This is a genomic window from Moheibacter sediminis (genome assembly GCF_900176425.1).
GTDB lineage: Bacteria > Bacteroidota > Bacteroidia > Flavobacteriales > Weeksellaceae > Moheibacter > Moheibacter sediminis.
Genome location: NZ_FWXS01000002.1, coordinates 260,088 through 277,584, shown reverse-complemented (window position 1 = coordinate 277,584; position 17,497 = coordinate 260,088). Strand labels below are relative to the sequence as shown.

The following is a 17,497-nucleotide window of genomic DNA, read 5'->3' as shown; positions in this document are numbered from 1 at the left end:
TATTAGTATATTACTAATTTATTTGGAAGTGCAATTCTAAATTTATCGACTTCCAAAATTTCCATTCTTGATTTACAATTTTTGAATTCAAAAAAAGAAATTTGATAATTTTCCTTAGTATTCAGTTCTTGACCAATTAAATCAACGATTTGAAATGAATTTTCAATGCTTTTCTCAAATGGTACGAATAAAAAATTAAAATCCGACTTCTCAATATTTACAATGAATTCATAATCAATATTTTTCTTTCGTTCGTTACGAAATTTTTTAATGATGAATTCAGTTTCAGTATTTTTTGTAATTTCATAAAGTTCTTTATTAAACTCTTTTCCATTCATCATTTTAATACTGTATTTATACTCAAATTGATAAGAGTTATTTTGACTATTTGAAAATTCAAAGAAATGTAACATTCTGTTTTTTTCATCCCTAATCACTCCATTATTTTCATCCGTAACAAAAAACGCATAACTACGTTCATTTTCATTCATGAAACTTAAACTATTAAAGTATTTATTTTCAATAATTTCAGAAGTATTTTTAATCGAAACAGATTTGTCAAATTCATAAATCTGACCAAAGGAAATAGAAAATCCAAGAAGAATGAATGCTGCAACAATACTTTTCATAAGTTTCAATTAGATTTTAAAACTAAAGAAATGTTTTAAATTTACAAAATGAAAATATTACTTTCTCCTGCAAAATTGATGTCTTTGGAAACAAATGGTGAATGGCAAAAATCGACCACACCTAAATTCCTTTCCCATTCTGAAAATGTGATGAATGAATTAGTAAAATTAACTCCAAAAGATTTAGAAAAACTGATGTCAATTTCGACGGATTTGGCAGAAATGAATATAGAGCGCTACGCAGATTGGAAACCAAAACCCACCAAGAAAAAAAGCGTGCAAGGCGTGCTGGCTTTCAAAGGGGAAGTTTACCGTGGATTGGATGCAGAAAGTTTAAATGGAAACGCACAGGACTATTTGAACCAGAATTTGTTCATCCTTTCCGGATTATATGGAATTTTAAAACCGAGCGACCGCGTGATGTTGTATCGTTTAGAAATGGGTTCAAAATTGGATGTAAAAGGTTCGAAAAATTTATATGGATTTTGGAAAGAAACTTTGACTGATTTCGTGAATTCCAAAATGAAAAAGAATGAAATTTTACTCAATTTAGCCAGCAATGAATACGCAAAAGTGTTGGATGCTAAAAATTTAAAAGGGCAAAAAATCGATGTTGAATTTTACGATTATAAAAACGGAGAATTGAAACAAATCATGGTTTTCTTTAAACAAGCACGTGGAGCGATGGCAAGATTTTGTGCTGAAAACAACGTTTCAACCATCGATGAAGTGAAAAATTTTAATGTCAATAATTATTCATTTGATGCGAAATTATCGACTGATGAAAAATTAATCTTCATAAGATAAATTAAATTCATAAAATTATGAATATCAAAAATATAAATTTCATTATTTATGTAGAAAATCAGGAAATCAGCACCGATTTTTACAAAAAATTATTCAGAAAAGAACCTGTTTTAAATGTTCCTGGAATGACCGAATTTGAATTAAATGATAACTGTAAATTAGGTTTGATGCCCAATGCAGGAATGGCTGCAATTCTAAATAATCAAACTCCACATCCAAATGAAGGAACGGGAATCCCGCGTTGCGAATTGTACTTCTATATAACTGATATTGAGGATGAGTTTAAAAATGCAATCGAAATAGGAGCAAAATTAATCAGTCATGTTTCAGAAAGAAATTGGGGTGATAAGGCATGTTATTTTACTGATCCTGACGGTCACATAATTGCGTTTGCAGAAAAAATTAATTTGAATTAAAAATTTCAATTATCTCTTTTACACCTTGATTTTCTGCTTGTTCTACAACCGTCATTCCGCGGTTGTCTTTTATGGTTTTGTCCGCACCATTTTTCAAAAGTAATTTCACCAAATTAACTTTATTGAACATCGCTGCAAAATGCAATGCCGTTCCACCCGTAGAATTGGTTTCATTTACATCGGCTCCAGCTTTGATTAGCTTTTCTGCAATCGATTCGTGGCCTTTGAAACAAACACCCATCAATGCAGTATTCCCTGAGCCATCTTTTTCATTCAATTCCGGATTGAGCGACAAAATAAAATCAGTAATGTCCTCAAAACCATAATAAGTAGCCAATAACAAAGGCGTTGAACCTCTTTGGTCTTTTACGTTGATCAATGATTTATCTTTTTTAAGAATTTCTTTTACAGAATTCAAATCTTCACTTCGGATGGCATAAAAAAGTTTCTCAGACATATTGAATATTTTGATGGATAAAACTACTAAAAAATTAATAAAAATTGTGTTCCAAATGCTTTAATCCTGACAAACCATTCCAATTGCGTTAACTTTGCCAAATGGAATTAGAATCAATTTATCAAAAACTCCAGATTCAGGATATGAATCAAATGCAGAAATCAACATACAAAACTTCTGAAAAAGAGCAAGATACCATCCTGCTTTCGCCGACAGGCTCAGGAAAAACGCTGGCTTTTTTGTTTCCTGTTTTGAGAAACTTAGACAATGACGTTGACGGAATCCAAGCTTTGGTTTTGGTTCCGGCGAGAGAATTGGCGTTGCAGATTGAACAGGTTTTTAAATCCATGGGCACTGATTTCAAAGTTTCGGTTTGCTACGGCGGGCACGATAAAAAAATTGAAATCAACAATCTAACCGAGGCTCCTGCCCTGTTGATCGGTACTCCGGGAAGAATTGCTTATCATTTAAAAACTGAAAATTTTGATCCCTCGACCATTAAAACTTTGGTTTTAGATGAATTTGACAAATCATTAGAATTTGGATTTCAGGAAGATATGGGTTTCATTATTAAATCAATGAAAAGCCTTTCTCAAAGAATTTTAACTTCAGCAACTGCGATGCATGATATTCCAGAATTCACTGGTTTGAGAGATGTAAAAACGGTTGATTTTCTCAAAATGCATGATTCGAAACCGGACATTCAAATGAGAAAAGTGATGACGACCTCTGAAGAAAAATTAGATACTTTGTTTCATCTCATTTGTAAAATCGGCAATAAACGAACTTTGATTTTCTGTAACCACAGAGATGCTGTGGACAGAATTTCGGATTTGCTTTATGAAAAAGGAATCGAACGCGAAACTTTTCATGGTGGCATGGAACAAGACGAACGCGAACGTGCTTTGCTGAAATTCAGAAATGATTCTGCCAGAATTTTGATTACTACAGATCTGGCTTCCAGAGGTTTGGATATCCCTGAAGTAGAGTCGATTGTACATTACCAATTGCCACCAAAAGTGGATGCTTTTATCCATAGAAATGGTCGTACAGCGCGCATGAATGCCAAAGGTTTTTCTTATCTCATCATGACGCCGGACGAAAATTTTCCTTTCATCAAAAAAGATACGCCAGAAGAATCTGTTGACGGATATAACAAAGTGCCGCAAAACTCACCGTTGCAAACCATCTACATCAGCGTGGGAAAAAAGGACAAAGTGAACAAGGTTGACATCGTGGGTTATTTAATCAAAAAAGGAGAATTGACCAAAGAAGACATCGGCTTAATTGAGGTCAAAGACACAACTTCTTATGTGGCTGTCAACCGCAAAAAAGTCAAAGATGTTTTGAATAAATTGTCCAATGAAAAGTTGAAGAACAAAAAAATAAAGATGGAAGTTGCTTATTAAATAATCAATACAATTTATTTAATTTCAATAAAATAGATTTCAAATCCTCTGTTTCAATTAATCCATTGTACTGAAAAATGACTTCAAATTTTGGATTCATAATAACCCAAGCAGGAAAAGCATTCGAGTCAACAGAAATTGCTTTGGCAAATTCATGAATTTTGCCGTTTTTGTTTTCAAACTTAATTCCATTTAGGATAAAGGATTCGGTTGATTCTGCATCGAATTTGACATGATATACTTCATTTTCAAGCAATTTAATCAATTCATCATTTTTCTGAATTTTCTTGTCTTGAATCGCACAAATGCCACACCAACCGGTATACAATTCGATTATGATGTATTTTTTATTTTGAATTAATTTACTTTCGATTTCGTTTATAGAAATGGATTCTTGTGCCGAAGTCACTTTAAAATTCAACAACAGAATAAATATAAATATTTTAAGGCAAAAATTCATTCAATTAAAACAAACTGTATCTAATTCCTAAAAAACCGCGAATTCCTTGCAACGATGCATAATTATATGTCGTATCAAAAGTATAACCATTCGGATTGTTAATCGGGTCATCCACATTTTGGTCAAACGGATCGAAAGCACGCATCAACGGATCTTCACTCGGAATGAAATCAAATAAATTTTTAATTCCTCCATAAATTTCGATACCATTGTTAAATTTCTTGGTCAATTGAATGTTGGCAATTACAAACCAAGGCGAATATTCTGGTCGATAATCATTGGGTAAAATGGGCAAACGCATCGGACCATTCCAGTTTCCGGTCAAATCCACCATGAAATTTTTCGGAAAAGTATAACTCACAATAAAAGTTCCTGACCATTCCGGCGCAAACCATTGCTGATTTTTCTGTAAAATTCCGTTTTCATCTTTCTCTTTTTGGTAAACATCCATGTAAGAAACTCCCAACGAAGCCCGCAAAGGAAAATCAAAAGTTAGGTTTGTATTGAGTGAAATCCCCTGTGAAATCGCATGACCATTTAAATTATCATAAACAATCTGGTTCGGATCAATGTCATAATCGCCTATAATTTTATTGGTAAAATAAGAATAGAATCCGGTTAAATCAACGTCAATATTCACAAAATCAGTTGAAAAACGAGTAACATAATTCAAATTACCATTGTATGATTTTTCAGGTTTTAATTCTTCCAAAATAATTACTTCACGCGATCCTGTCAGCGCAGCATGGTCTTCTGTAAACAAATTCACCACACGAAATCCAGTTCCGAAACTTCCACGCAAAGTTTGTCTTTTATTGAATGAATTCCATTTATAAGCTACACGCGGTGAATGAATGCTTCCGTGGTTTTTGTCGTAATCATATCGATAACCTAACAACAATGTATTTTGTGAATTAAATTTAATTTCATCTTGGATGAAAACGCCTGGCAAAGTAGTCCTCGAAGGTTCGTTTTTCACTCCATCTAGTGAAGCAGTTGCAGGTGTATTGTCATCATAATTGGTGTGGCGAAGCGTTGCACCGAGCATCAAACTATGCTTACCAAAGGTTTTGTCCCAATAAGCCTGCCCGAAAATCACTTCCTGATTGGCCATATAAGGTATATTTCCATACCATGAATTTTGGTCATGGTAGTTATATGAAAATTGAGTTATAATCCGCTCTTTTATTGGGAGTTGATACATTCCAATTGCTTCGATTCTTGAAGTGAAAATAGATTCTCCATAAATCTTGTCGCTTCCTCGATCGGTTCGTTTATTCCATTGCATTTCACCGCCCCAACGGTCTTCATACACATAACGCAAACCCAAGCTCGCAATGCGGTTTTCCTTGCGTTCAAAATTCCATTTGTTAAAAACTGAAATCCTGTCTTGCAAAGTCAAATCGGTAAAATTATCCCCATTGTCATCGACCAAATTATCATATTTGAAATAATTCACACCCAACAAACTATTTGCTTTTCCGATTTTAAATTTAGTTGCGATGTCCGCGCTGTATTCCAACCAAGAAGTAGTAAAGAAATCCGCAGAGAATTTAGGTGCTTTGGAAGCATCTTTCGTAATCACATTGATGATTCCGCCCATGGCTTCCGATCCATACAATGATGATGCCGGGCCTTTTACCACTTCGATGCGGTCAACCATACTGTTAGGAATTCCATTTAAACCATAAACCGTTGAAAGTGAACTTACAATAGGCATTCCGTCAATCAAAATCAAAGTATAAGGACCTTCCATCCCATTGATATGAATATCGCCTGTATTACAAACGTTACAATTCATCTGTGGACGAACTCCGTTGACCATCCCGATTGCTTCAAACAAACTTGGTGTAGGATTTTTTTTAAATAATTTAGAGGTGATAACTTCCACCGGAACAGGACTTTCCAAACGACTTACTTCTTTCATGGTTCCTGTAATTACCGCACCTTCTAGCTCATTGAAATCATCTTCAAAATTGGTTGAATCTTGTTCTTCGGCAATTTGCGAAAACACATTCATACTTGAAAATAGAATCAAACCTAGTATATATAAATTTTTAAATTTCATGCAGCAAATATAATATGTTAGAATAATCTAACAAAATTATTTTATGTTAATTAATTGCACAGCTCCATATTCACACTCGCTCCAGCCATATTTCCGGAAGCTACCGCAGCTGAAACCGATCGGAACATATTGGAATTGTCACCACAAGCAAAAATGCCTTCTACATTGGTCTTTTGAAATATATCAACTACTAATAATTTATTTGGATTTAATTCACAACCCAACGATTCCGGGATTTTACAGCTTTGTTCAGAATCAGGTCGCACATACAAAGCATTTAATTCTATAAATTGATCATTATCTAATTGAACCCCTTTAATAAAACCGTCTTTATGCTGGACTTCAATTAATTTATTTTCAATGACCTGAATTCCTTTTAATTTTAAATATTCCGATTGTTCATTTGTAAATTCTGAAATTCCATTGTTGAAAATAGACAATTCATCAGTTAAATTCCCAACTAGTTTAGCATAATGAAAAGCGGCTTCTGTGTTTGCTAAAATTCCGGTTTTCACTTGTTTAAATTCATACCCATGACAATAAGGGCAATGAATGGCAGAGATCCCCCAACAATCTTTCAAACCCTGGATATCGGCAAGATTGTCTTTTAGACCAGTTGCAAAAATTACTTTTTTTGAATGGAAAAATCTACCTTCAGAACTCAAATCCACTATGAATAACTCAGTGTCTTTAACCACATTTTGAACTTCTCCATCGTAAAATTCAACGGTTTCATATTTTAAAATCTGCGATTTTGCAGTTTCTAAAATTTGGTTTGGAACAATTCCATCTTGCGTCAAAAAGTTATGTGAATGAGGCGTAAAACGATTACAAGGTTTTCCACCATCAATTACCAAAACCGTTCTTACTGAACGCCCAAGGGTCAATGCAGCAGATAAACCAGCCATGCTTCCGCCTATGATGATGACATCGTAAATTTTCATAAATTGTGTTTTTTTAGATTTAATAAATGTCCGATTATCAACCCAATAGCTCCGACGTAAATTAACGGAGAATGAAAATGAAACAAAATGTCAAGCAGTACGGAAATTAAAATCAAAGAGATAGACGACAATAAAATGTACTTAACATTTTGATTCAGGTTTTTAATGCTGAAAATGGCGAATAAACCTATTAAGGCAAAACCCAAATCGATGTAATGATTATGGCTCAATCCCAGTGGAATGATGGTAAGTAAGGGAAAAATAACGCAATGAATCAGACAGATTCCGGCGGATGAAATTCCCAACAAGTCAAGAGTTTTATTTTTAATAATTTTCATTAAAGCAATTTTGTTGCAATAATACAAAATGATTTAATTAATGCAACAATGTTTCATTAAAATTTTTATTAAATTTGCTTTATGGAAATCAAAAGGAGAAATACGCCTGCCAAAGAAATGGTTCTGAAAATACTGCAAGATTCTGATAATGCGCTCAGTCAGGATATGATCGAAAAGGAATTGAAAGGAATTACGAATCGTGTTACGGTTTACAGAATTTTAAATTCGTTTTGTGAAGACGGTTTAGTGCATAAAGTCACTTCCGAAGCAGGGAAGAATTATTTCGCTTTGTGCAAGGATTGTGAAAACCAAAAACATACGCACAATCACATCCATTTCCAATGTGTGAAATGTTCAAAAGTTGAATGTCTGAATCAGAGAATTGAAGTGAGTTTACCGAAAGGCTATCAATTCATCAACATGAACAATATAGTGTCAGGAATTTGCAAAAATTGTCATTAATACATCATTTCTAATTCTTTGTTTTTAAATAATTTAATTTCCTCATTTTCAAGTTTTACATGAAGAAAACCTGATTCATCCACAAATTGAATTATACCGTTAAATAATTCATTTTCTTTTTTAAAAACGCTCACTTTATCTTTCCTAAATAATTTAGAATTGTAAGTTTTCATAATCAGATTCCATTCTTTATTCTGAATCAAATAATAAGAACTTTCCAGTTTTGTCAGTAAACCTGACAAAATTTCCTCAATGTCATAAATCTGATCGGTTTGTGATGCCAAAGAACCGGCTTTATTCAGATTTTCAAAATAAGTTTGATTGACATTTAAACCAATCCCTGTAATTATATTTAACTGATTTTCAGATTTATGCGTTTCAATCAAAACCCCACAAACTTTCTTATTTTTGATAATGATGTCATTAGGCCATTTGACACAAACTTCATCTGAATAGTTTTCTAAAAATTCACAAATGCAATTACAAATCCATTGATTGAAATGAACCAGTTTTTCATAATTTAAATCACTATTAATCAAAAAACTAACTGCTAGATTTTTATCTTTTTCCGTACGCCATACATTTCCTGCATATCCTTTTCCTTCTGTTTGATTGGAAGTCCAAACTACCGTCCATGATTTGGCATCTTTTTTGGACATTTCCAAGATAACCGTATTGGTGCTGGGAATAGAATCATATTGATGAATTTCCATACTTTTTAAATAATATTATTTCTGCGGTTTAAAGTTATTTAAATTCACTAAACTTGAGGATAATTCCTTAATTTTGTAAACTTATAAAAAACGAATGATTAAAAAGAATATCGATTCAAAACTACTCATTGATACTATCATAGACGCAATCGGCGACGTAAAAGGAGAAGACATTACCCTTCTGGATTTGAGAGAAATAGAAAATGCATTTTGTGAATACTTCATCATCTGCACCGGAAATTCGAACACACAAGTGAGCGCAATTGCCGGAACTGTAGAGAGAAAAGTGAGAAATGAAACCAAAGAAAGACCTTGGCATGTAGAAGGAAATGAAAATGCGCAATGGATTTTGATGGATTATACCAACATCATCGTGCATGTTTTTCAAAGAGAATTCAGAGAATATTATGACATCGAAGGACTTTGGGGAGATGCCAAAGAAATTAAAGTAACCGTTTAAAAAAGAAGCAATTGAGCAATAACAATAAAGATAACAGGCGCCCTAAAAATACTTTTAATCCGATGTGGATTTATGCCGCAGTAGGATTGGTTCTTATTGGGTTTTGGTTTTTTTCTAATTCCATGATGACGCCTGTCAAACCACTTGACAGAAGTACCTTCTTTGATTATCTATCAAAAGGTTACGTACAAAATGTAAAACTTCATTTAGAAGAAAATAAGGTTGACGTTTATTTGACGAAAACTGCTTTGGAATCTGAAGAATTTAAAAAAATAGCGCCACAGAATTCTAATTCAAATATGTTGAGCGCGCCTTCACCTCAATATTCATTTATTGTAGCGGATAATGCCAATTTTGAAAAAGAATTTGAACAAATTAAATCTGAAAAAAGTTTAAATACCACTTTTGAAAATGTAGCTCCGGATGCTTTCAGCAAAATATTCTGGAACATTTTGATTTGGGTTTTATTCTTTGCTTTGATTTGGTATTTGCTTTTCAGAAGAATGGGCGGTGCCGCAGGTGGCGGTCCAGGTGGACAAATTTTCAACATCGGAAAATCTCGTGCAAAATTATTTGACGAAAACGAAAAAGTTCGTGTGACATTCAAAGATGTAGCTGGATTGGAAGGTGCAAAAGAAGAAGTGGAGGAAATTGTTGATTTCCTTAAAAACCCTGAAAAATTCACCAAATTAGGAGGTAAAATTCCTAAAGGTGCTTTGTTAGTAGGTCCTCCGGGAACGGGTAAAACCTTGTTAGCAAAAGCGGTTGCCGGTGAAGCTAATGTTCCGTTTTTCTCACTTTCAGGTTCTGATTTTGTGGAAATGTTTGTGGGTGTTGGTGCTTCACGTGTGCGTGATTTATTCAAAAATGCAAAAGACAAATCCCCTGCGATTATATTCATTGACGAAATTGATGCAATCGGTCGTGCCCGTGGTAAAAATAATTTTACCGGAGGAAATGACGAACGCGAAAATACTTTGAATCAATTATTGACTGAAATGGACGGTTTCGGGACAGATACAACAGTTATCGTTTTAGCCGCCACCAACCGTGCTGATATTTTGGATAAAGCATTGATGCGCGCAGGTAGATTTGACCGTTTGATTCATGTGGATTTACCGGAATTAAATGAAAGAAAAGAAATCTTTGAAGTTCATTTGAAACCATTGACTTTAGGTACAGATGTTGAAAGTGAATTTCTAGCAAAACAAACGCCTGGATTCAGTGGTGCAGATATTGCCAATGTTTGTAACGAAGCGGCTTTAGTTGCGGCAAGAAAAAATAAAACCGTTGTTGAAAAACAAGACTTCTTGGACGCTGTTGACAGAATCATCGGTGGATTAGAAAAGAAAAATAAATTAATCAAACCCAAAGAAAAAAAGAGAATTGCTTACCACGAAGCAGGTCATGCGACTGTGGGTTGGCTGCTTCCACATGCGGCTCCTTTGGTAAAAGTTACCATCGTTCCTCGTGGAAAATCATTGGGTGCAGCTTGGTATTTACCAGAAGAAAGACAAATCACTACAACAGAACAAATGTTGGACGAAATTGCATCTACAATGGGCGGACGTGCAGCTGAAGAAGTTGTTTTCGGAGATATTTCTACCGGTGCATTAAGCGATTTGGAGCGTGTGACAAAACAGGCTTCAGCTATGGTCAGCATTTATGGATTGAACAATACACTCGGAAATATTTCATATTACGATTCTTCAGGACAAAATGAATACGGTTTCAGCAAGCCTTACAGCGAGGAAACTGCAAAGACGATTGACTCCGAAGTTTCTAAAATTATTGAAGGTGAATACGAGCGTGCAAAAGAATTATTGCGTACCAATCGCGATAAATTAGATTTATTGGCTCAAAAATTGTTGGAAAAAGAAGTTATTTTCAGAGAAGATCTGGTTGAGATATTTGGAGAAAGAATTGTAAATGAGGAAGATGCAGTAATGGAACCTGCAGGAAATGCAACTTCTCCTATTGATACAAATCCGTCTGAATTAATAGAAACTGTAATTACCAAAAATAGTGAAGAAGCTGTTGATAAAAAGGATTAACAGCTACTTTAGTTTAGTTTAATTTAATTATTTTCGCTTATCCTCAATAATCAATGAGTATGTGGAAAAAACTCAAGCAATTATTAACTGCACAAAGTGATGAATCATCTACAGATGAATCTGATCTGGAATTCGTGGCTTTTCAATCCAACGACCCGATTGATGTTTTGTTTGCTAAAAATTTCAATGCAGGAGGCGGACAGTTTTTCTATTGTGACGGCGAACAGGAAGCACTTGAAACTTTAAAGGAAATTATCGGAAACGAACAAATAGATCAAATCATCTGTTTCGAAGATAAATTACAATCTTTTTTAAATCGTTTAAATGTAAAACATACTTCGATGTTAGGAGATTCTGATTTTTCCTTTATCGAATGTGAATATCTGGTGGCTTATGACGGAGCTATTATGCTTTCTTCTCATCAAACTTCAGGTAGAAAACTGAATGAACTTCCCGATAATTTCATCATTTACGCGAATCCTAAACAATTGGTTTCCAATATAAGTGAAGCACTTCAAAGACTTAAATCCTGTAAAGGAGATAACTTACCATCTAACATAACTTCGATAAGAGGAAAAAATATGCACAATTTTGATTCCTCACCTAATGCGAAAAACATATTTTTGCTGCTGGTAGAACAAATTTGATCAATTTCAATTGGAAGCAAATCTAAGTACAAGTAAAAACGAAAAATCAAAAATGAAAGATTTAGTTCCGCGAATTATTTCAGGAATTGTTTACATCGCTTTGATTTATTTTGGAACCACCGGAAGCCCTTGGTTTTTTACAGGATTGATGGGATTATTCCTTATTATGTGTTTTATAGAATACGTGCAAATTACTGAGTTGTCTGATAAATTATACATCGGACTTTCATTTTTGGCCTCTGCTGGCGTTTTTTATTATTTCACCTATTACTTATTCAACGCACAAAGTGCATTTGTGCTTCAATCCATGAGTTTTGCAGGCCCTGTTTTATTTTTATTGGCTTGTTTTACAATCATGTTTTCGAGTAATGAATTGTACATAGAATTTGGAAAAGCTACTGTTGCAGTGATTTACATCGCAGTTCCATTTGGATTGGCATTGACAATTCCAACTGTTTTTTTAGACTCAGGTGTGGAAATAATTTCAAATGAAATCCTATTCATTTTTGTATTGATTTGGCTCAGTGACATCATGGCTTATGTTTTTGGAAGTTTATGGGGAAAACATCCGATGGTTCCGAAAATTTCAAAAAAGAAAACTTGGGAAGGCGCCATCGGTGGATTTATATTTACAGTCGCATTTGGATTTATTTTAAATGAATACATGTTCCCGGACAGCCGCGTAAACTGGATTGTAATTGGATTAATTGTATCTATCACAGCTCCTATCGGAGATATCATTGAATCCAAATTAAAAAGATTATTTAATGCCAAAGACAGCGGAAAATTGATTCCGGGTCATGGCGGTTTTTTAGATAGGTTGGATAGCTTTATATTTGTTGTTCCAATGGTATATTTTTATTTATTGCTAAACGAAGTTTTATGAGACTACATAGAGAAGGGAAAATTATATTAATCGTATTTTTTCTTTTATTTTTAGGAATTGGATTAAGCATTTTCACATTTATTCCTAATTATTATGCATTAATTTTAATTGTTCCTTTCTGGATTTTATATGGATTTATCATTTGGTTTTTCCGAAATCCAATCAGAAATACAACTTCTCAGGCATTGGACGTAATCGCGCCTGTCGATGGAAAAGTTGTAATCGTGGAAGAAGTTGACGAACCTGAATATTTGAAAGGCCGTTGTCTTCAGGTTTCCATTTTTATGTCGCCTTTGAATGTACACGTGAACCGCTATCCTGTTTCAGGAAAAGTAGTTTACACCAAATACCATCCGGGAAAATTTTTAGTAGCTTTTCACCCAAAATCTTCTACTTTAAATGAAAGAACAACTGTCGTAGTCGAAACAGAGAACGGAAAAGATGTTTTGTTTAGACAAATTGCGGGAGCTGTTGCGCGCAGAATCGTTTTGTATGCAAAAGAACAAGACACAGCTGTTGCCGGAGCAGAATATGGATTTATAAAATTCGGTTCGCGATTGGATATATTTTTACCACTTGGAACAGAAATTTTGGTAAAAGTTGGCGATAAAACTCGCGGAGGAGTTCAGAAAATCGCAGAATTAAAGTAAATTTGTCAGGAATAAAATTCAGAATCAAAAAATTAAATCATAAATGAAAAAATTAGGACTTTTAATCGTTGGAGCTTTTTTATTAACTGCCTGTGATGCAACTCCAAAAGGAAATAAAAGCATTTTGCCGGTTGTACATGATGAAGCAGTTGAACATGTTGACCATCACGAAGGACATGATGCTCATGAAGGTCACGATGCGCATGCCGCTGAAGGACATGGTAACCAAGATGCTCATGCTGCTGAAAAGAAAGATTCTTCCAACAAAACAGAAACACATACAGTTGAGAAAAAAGATTCAGCTCACTAAAAATATAAATTTTAAATTCTGAAGTTTCTGGATCAAAAGTTCAGAAACTTTTATTTTTCAATTAATTCGCATGTTCAAAAAAATAGCAATTCTTTCTCTCCTATTCCTTTCTTTTTTTCAATCTAAAGCTCAAGATTCAGATTTTGGAAATTGGTGGATTTATTTCGGAAATAAACAAATCGATGAAAAATGGAATTGGCATCACGAAGTCCAATATAGAAATTACAACTTCGTAGGAGATTTGGAACAATTGCTTTTGCGTACGGGGATTGGTTATAATCTCACTCCAAATAACAACAATATTTTATTAGGTTATGCTTTCATTCACAGCGAAAATTATACGGGAATTGAGGATGAAAAAATCAATGTAAATGAACATAGAATTTACCAGCAATTCATAACCAAACAAAGTTTTTGGCGATTCAATCTGCAGCACCGTTACCGTTTTGAACAAAGATTTATCGAAGAAGATTTTAAAATGCGTTTGCGTTATTTCTTGGCTTTAAATTTCCCACTGAATCAAAAAGAAATGCTCGATAAAACTGCTTATCTGTCAGCTTATAACGAAATTTTCATCAATACTAAATCAGATTTTTTTGATAGGAACCGAGTATTTGCCGGATTGGGTTACAAATTCAATTCTAATTTGAGATTAGAAGTAGGTTACATGAATCAGATTTTAAATAATTTTTCAAGAGACCAGCTAAATATTATGGCTTTTGTAACACTTTAAAATCAAAAAAATCGAATTCTGTCTTTCAGTTTAACATCTGAAAAATACTTTTCTTTAGATTTTTTACTTGGAGAAATCAAAATTATGTTTTCAGACTTATAAGCCAAAGCGGAATCATCCCAGCTGTCTGTATAAACATTTTTCAGAATTTCATTTTCATGTAGAAATTGAGATTTGTAAAGATTTTGAAGCTTGTATTCTTTATAGTTATCTACCCATTCATTATTATGAGGTTTGGAACCAATAATCAAGATTTCATCTGAAATTTCAGGTAAAATTAATTCGATTGTTTTTCTCAAATAATTTTCCGGTGCAGCTGAAGAAATGACAATCTTATGTTTTTCAACATGAAGCCTTCTCAGTTCATTTATCAATTCTTTTCTTGTAAAAAAAGAAAGAAATCCTGCAAATTTTTGGTTGCAATTATCTGAAACAGAAAATTTTAAGAGTTCCTTTTTAAAGTTATAATGAGAAATGTTCTTTCTGATTTTCCTTTCAAATAAAAGTTTTGAAAATTTTGCAGTCAATTTAAAATCAAATGACAGAGCCGAATAACTGATTACAAACAGAATCCAATATGGAAACGAATTGATACGAATAAGCGTTTCGTCAAAATCAAAAAAAGATTTATTTTCTTCCATCCAATGACCAGGGAAATCTGATTAATACATCACGAAGCCAGAAATAATCAGGCAAAAAAATGGGATTTTGCTGCGTCAAAACCACTGAGACTGCTTTCACAACAACTGAATTTTCAGTTTTTTCTTTCACAAAATCAACTACCGTTTTCATCGAAGCTCCACTATCAACAGCATCATCAACCACCAAAATCAAATTATACAAAGAAAAGTTAATTTTAGAATTGAGTTTAATTTCTCTTTCCAAATCGGACTGACTTCTTTTGCTAAATTTTTTGTGCTCAAAAATTCTCAAATAATCCAAAACAAATTTAGGCAAAATTGAAAATACAAACTTTAATGATTTTTCAGTTATGGGATTGGCTTTTTTCTGTTTTGTGGAAGGTCTTTGTACTTTGATGAAATCTAAATTTATTTCATTTTGCGTTTTATTTTTGAAAAATTGATACACAATTTCAGCCACAGGAATTCCACCATCAGCAATTCCCAAAACCAATATCTTTTTATTTACTTCAATTAATTCTTGAAAATTTTCATTCAAGAAATTTATGAATCCATCTTTTTTAAAATCTAAAACTTTCATTTAATGAGATTTAGAATTAAAAAAATTATGATATGTTTGCTCAATCCAATTCATTTTTTCCTGAATAGATATTTTATAACTTGATTGATATTCTGACCGAAACGTATCATTATTCAAAAGATTTTTCAACCAGTTTACATCAATATTTTCATCACTTAAAACAACGTCTTCAAAATTACTTCCGACAACCCCTTCCCTATTTGAAATCACAGGAATTCCAAAATTCATAGCCTCCATCAATTTGGTTTTAACACCGCTTGGATTCGACGAAAAATTCAGAAAGAACTTTGAAGTTTTATAATTTAATTTTAATTCTTCTGAATTCACATTGAACTGAAAATCAACATTTTCAATTGCTGAGAAAATTTCTATTATTCCTGCCTTTCGATTTTCATCTGAACATTTTCCAACAATTTTTAGTTTGAACTGATTTAAATTATTTTTATGCAAAAAAGAATTAATTTTATGAAGCGCATTAAAATTATCATCCAAATCTAAATTTCCAACATACAGAAAATCAATTATTTTGGGATTAGAATTAAATGATTCAATTTCCTTTAAATGAGCATATACCGGAAGCAAAATATTCGTTTTTTCTTCTATAATCAAATTATTCAAATTATCTTTTTCTGTTTGAGAAATAAATAGAAAACCGTCCAACAAAGAATTTGACAAAATGCTCTTTTGAAATTTATTGTACTTAATTGATTCTGAATAAAAAAAGAATCGTTTCAAGCCTCTTGACACTGAAGAAAGATTTCGGTAATAATCTGCTTCATCATTATGAACTCTCAAATAAAAATCAGGATTATTTTTTAAAATTTTCTTTAATTTTTCAATTCTATTTACAGATTTTAAATGTTCTACCAAAACCAAAGAATACTCATTTGATTTTAGAAATTCTACTTTATCATAATTGATTTTACGAACCAATACTGAAAACGGAATTGAACTTAAAAAACTAAATGAATTTAAAATATTCGGTTTAATTAATTCCACATGAAAACTATCGATAACCGTTTCATTTTTAGCAATAAAATTCCTAAAATATTTCAAACGTTTTTCATCAAAACACGTACAAATTAAATCAACTTTGATATTGTTTTTTTTATAAAAATCAAACTTCGCTGCAATATCATAAACTCCTCCGTAATTGGTTGGAAAAGGCGTATCAAAACAAACGATGAGAATTTTTTTCTGCATTATTTAATTCATTTCAGTAGCATAAGGAATTCTATTTTGGATAGAACGAACTAAAGTTGCTTCATCCGCATATTCCAACTCGTCTCCTACGCCGATTCCGCGTGCAATTGTAGAAAATTGAACTGAGGAGTCTTTCAAAACTTTGTACAAATAAAAAGAAGTTGTATCGCCTTCCATAGTTGAACTCAAAGCAAAAATCAATTCTGAAATTGATTCATTCTGAACTCTTTGCGCTAGTGACTCAATTTTCAATTGTCCCGGACCTACTCCCTCCATCGGAGAAATTCTTCCACCTAAAACATGATAAACACCGCGGTATTGACCTGTATTTTCAATTGCCATCACATCACGAACATCTTCCACAACACAAATTATCGAAGAATCGCGCAAAGGATTGGAACAAATATTACAAATGTGTGCATCGGAAATCGTATGGCATTTTTCGCAATACTGAATATCATTAACCAAGTGTTGAAGGGAATCTGCGAGGTTTTCAGTTTTGGAAGCAGAACGATTGAGCATGTGCAAAACAAGACGCAGCGCAGTGCGTTTTCCGATTCCGGGCAGCTGTGACATTTCTTCAACAGCTCTTTCAAAAACTTTACTTGGGTAATTCATTCCACCAAAAGT

At 33.1% G+C, this 17,497-nt stretch carries 22 protein-coding genes; 11 read left to right on the top strand and 11 right to left on the bottom strand.

The window, feature by feature from the left end; all coding sequences use genetic code 11:
- Window positions 1-2 precede the first annotated feature (2 nt).
- A complete protein-coding gene (locus B8977_RS04210; protein ID WP_084016427.1) occupies window positions 3-629 on the bottom strand; it encodes a hypothetical protein in 627 nt (208 codons plus the stop codon).
- Between the two features lie 48 nt (window positions 630-677).
- Between B8977_RS04210 and yaaA the strand changes: the two genes are divergently transcribed.
- Together yaaA and B8977_RS04200 are read left to right on the top strand one after the other, a co-directional pair.
- Window positions 678-1,436: a peroxide stress protein YaaA gene (gene yaaA / locus B8977_RS04205; RefSeq protein ID WP_084016426.1), complete on the top strand. Its 759-nt coding sequence runs from the start codon at window positions 678-680 to the stop codon at window positions 1,434-1,436.
- Between the two features lie 17 nt (window positions 1,437-1,453).
- The gene (locus tag B8977_RS04200; protein ID WP_245828426.1) at window positions 1,454-1,852 is read left to right on the top strand and encodes a VOC family protein; all 399 of its coding nucleotides are present in this window, start codon (window positions 1,454-1,456) and stop codon (window positions 1,850-1,852) included.
- Here the strand turns inward: B8977_RS04200 and B8977_RS04195 are convergent.
- A complete protein-coding gene (locus B8977_RS04195) occupies window positions 1,839-2,309 on the bottom strand; it encodes an ankyrin repeat domain-containing protein (protein WP_084016424.1) in 471 nt (156 codons plus the stop codon). The genes B8977_RS04200 and B8977_RS04195 overlap by 14 nt on opposite strands.
- Before the next feature lie 101 nt (window positions 2,310-2,410).
- Between B8977_RS04195 and B8977_RS04190 the strand changes: the two genes are divergently transcribed.
- A complete protein-coding gene (locus B8977_RS04190; RefSeq protein WP_084016423.1) occupies window positions 2,411-3,718 on the top strand; it encodes a DEAD/DEAH box helicase in 1,308 nt (435 codons plus the stop codon).
- A gap of 4 nt (window positions 3,719-3,722) precedes the next feature.
- On the opposite strand, the gene B8977_RS04185 is transcribed toward B8977_RS04190, so the two are convergent.
- From B8977_RS04185 to B8977_RS04170, 4 genes are all read right to left on the bottom strand, one after another.
- Window positions 3,723-4,142 carry a thioredoxin fold domain-containing protein gene (locus tag B8977_RS04185; RefSeq protein ID WP_084016422.1) on the bottom strand — a complete coding sequence of 140 codons (420 nt, stop codon included), beginning with the start codon at window positions 4,140-4,142 and terminating at the stop codon, window positions 3,723-3,725.
- Window positions 4,143-4,182: 40 nt separating this feature from the next.
- Window positions 4,183-6,198: a TonB-dependent receptor plug domain-containing protein gene (locus B8977_RS04180; RefSeq protein WP_245828424.1), complete on the bottom strand. Its 2,016-nt coding sequence runs from the start codon at window positions 6,196-6,198 to the stop codon at window positions 4,183-4,185.
- A gap of 98 nt (window positions 6,199-6,296) precedes the next feature.
- The gene (locus B8977_RS04175) at window positions 6,297-7,190 is read right to left on the bottom strand and encodes an NAD(P)/FAD-dependent oxidoreductase (protein WP_084016420.1); all 894 of its coding nucleotides are present in this window, start codon (window positions 7,188-7,190) and stop codon (window positions 6,297-6,299) included.
- A complete protein-coding gene (locus tag B8977_RS04170) occupies window positions 7,187-7,528 on the bottom strand; it encodes a MerC family mercury resistance protein (protein ID WP_084016419.1) in 342 nt (113 codons plus the stop codon). Before B8977_RS04170 ends, B8977_RS04175 begins: the two co-directional genes overlap by 4 nt.
- 81 nt (window positions 7,529-7,609) lie before the next feature.
- On the opposite strand from B8977_RS04170, the gene B8977_RS04165 reads away from it, so the two are divergent.
- Window positions 7,610-7,990 carry a Fur family transcriptional regulator gene (locus tag B8977_RS04165; protein ID WP_245828422.1) on the top strand — a complete coding sequence of 127 codons (381 nt, stop codon included), beginning with the start codon at window positions 7,610-7,612 and terminating at the stop codon, window positions 7,988-7,990.
- Here the strand turns inward: B8977_RS04165 and B8977_RS04160 are convergent.
- Window positions 7,987-8,703 carry a biotin--[acetyl-CoA-carboxylase] ligase gene (locus B8977_RS04160; protein ID WP_084016418.1) on the bottom strand — a complete coding sequence of 239 codons (717 nt, stop codon included), beginning with the start codon at window positions 8,701-8,703 and terminating at the stop codon, window positions 7,987-7,989. The two genes, B8977_RS04165 and B8977_RS04160, sit on opposite strands and share 4 nt — an antisense overlap.
- Before the next feature lie 94 nt (window positions 8,704-8,797).
- Between B8977_RS04160 and rsfS the strand changes: the two genes are divergently transcribed.
- From rsfS to B8977_RS04125, 7 genes are all read left to right on the top strand, one after another.
- Window positions 8,798-9,163 carry a ribosome silencing factor gene (gene rsfS / locus B8977_RS04155; protein WP_185116598.1) on the top strand — a complete coding sequence of 122 codons (366 nt, stop codon included), beginning with the start codon at window positions 8,798-8,800 and terminating at the stop codon, window positions 9,161-9,163.
- 62 nt (window positions 9,164-9,225) lie between these two features.
- Window positions 9,226-11,217: an ATP-dependent zinc metalloprotease FtsH gene (gene ftsH / locus B8977_RS04150; protein ID WP_084016417.1), complete on the top strand. Its 1,992-nt coding sequence runs from the start codon at window positions 9,226-9,228 to the stop codon at window positions 11,215-11,217.
- A 59-nt stretch (window positions 11,218-11,276) separates the two neighbouring features.
- Window positions 11,277-11,864, top strand: coding sequence for an LUD domain-containing protein (locus B8977_RS04145; RefSeq protein ID WP_084016416.1), 588 nt, complete (start codon window positions 11,277-11,279; stop codon window positions 11,862-11,864).
- 52 nt (window positions 11,865-11,916) lie between these two features.
- On the top strand, window positions 11,917-12,750 hold the full coding sequence (locus B8977_RS04140) for a phosphatidate cytidylyltransferase (RefSeq protein WP_084016591.1): 834 nt from the start codon (window positions 11,917-11,919) through the stop codon (window positions 12,748-12,750).
- Entirely contained in the window at window positions 12,747-13,400 is a 654-nt protein-coding gene (locus tag B8977_RS04135) for a phosphatidylserine decarboxylase family protein (RefSeq protein ID WP_084016415.1), read from the top strand. Before B8977_RS04140 ends, B8977_RS04135 begins: the two co-directional genes overlap by 4 nt.
- Before the next feature lie 43 nt (window positions 13,401-13,443).
- Entirely contained in the window at window positions 13,444-13,710 is a 267-nt protein-coding gene (locus tag B8977_RS04130; protein ID WP_084016414.1) for a hypothetical protein, read from the top strand.
- 70 nt (window positions 13,711-13,780) lie between these two features.
- Entirely contained in the window at window positions 13,781-14,443 is a 663-nt protein-coding gene (locus B8977_RS04125) for a DUF2490 domain-containing protein (RefSeq protein ID WP_084016413.1), read from the top strand.
- A 2-nt stretch (window positions 14,444-14,445) separates the two neighbouring features.
- Here B8977_RS04125 and B8977_RS04120 read toward each other — a convergent pair whose 3' ends face one another.
- From B8977_RS04120 to recR, 4 genes are read right to left on the bottom strand one after another with little or no spacing between them, the layout of a single operon-like run.
- Window positions 14,446-15,084, bottom strand: coding sequence for an HAD family hydrolase (locus B8977_RS04120; protein ID WP_084016412.1), 639 nt, complete (start codon window positions 15,082-15,084; stop codon window positions 14,446-14,448).
- Entirely contained in the window at window positions 15,071-15,664 is a 594-nt protein-coding gene (locus B8977_RS04115) for a phosphoribosyltransferase family protein (protein ID WP_084016411.1), read from the bottom strand. Before B8977_RS04115 ends, B8977_RS04120 begins: the two co-directional genes overlap by 14 nt.
- A complete protein-coding gene (locus B8977_RS04110) occupies window positions 15,665-16,867 on the bottom strand; it encodes a glycosyltransferase (protein ID WP_084016410.1) in 1,203 nt (400 codons plus the stop codon). It lies immediately after the preceding gene.
- Between the two features lie 3 nt (window positions 16,868-16,870).
- Complete coding sequence (gene recR, locus B8977_RS04105) at window positions 16,871-17,485, bottom strand: recombination mediator RecR (RefSeq protein ID WP_084016409.1); 615 nt, start codon at window positions 17,483-17,485, stop codon at window positions 16,871-16,873.
- Window positions 17,486-17,497: the final 12 nt, after the last annotated feature.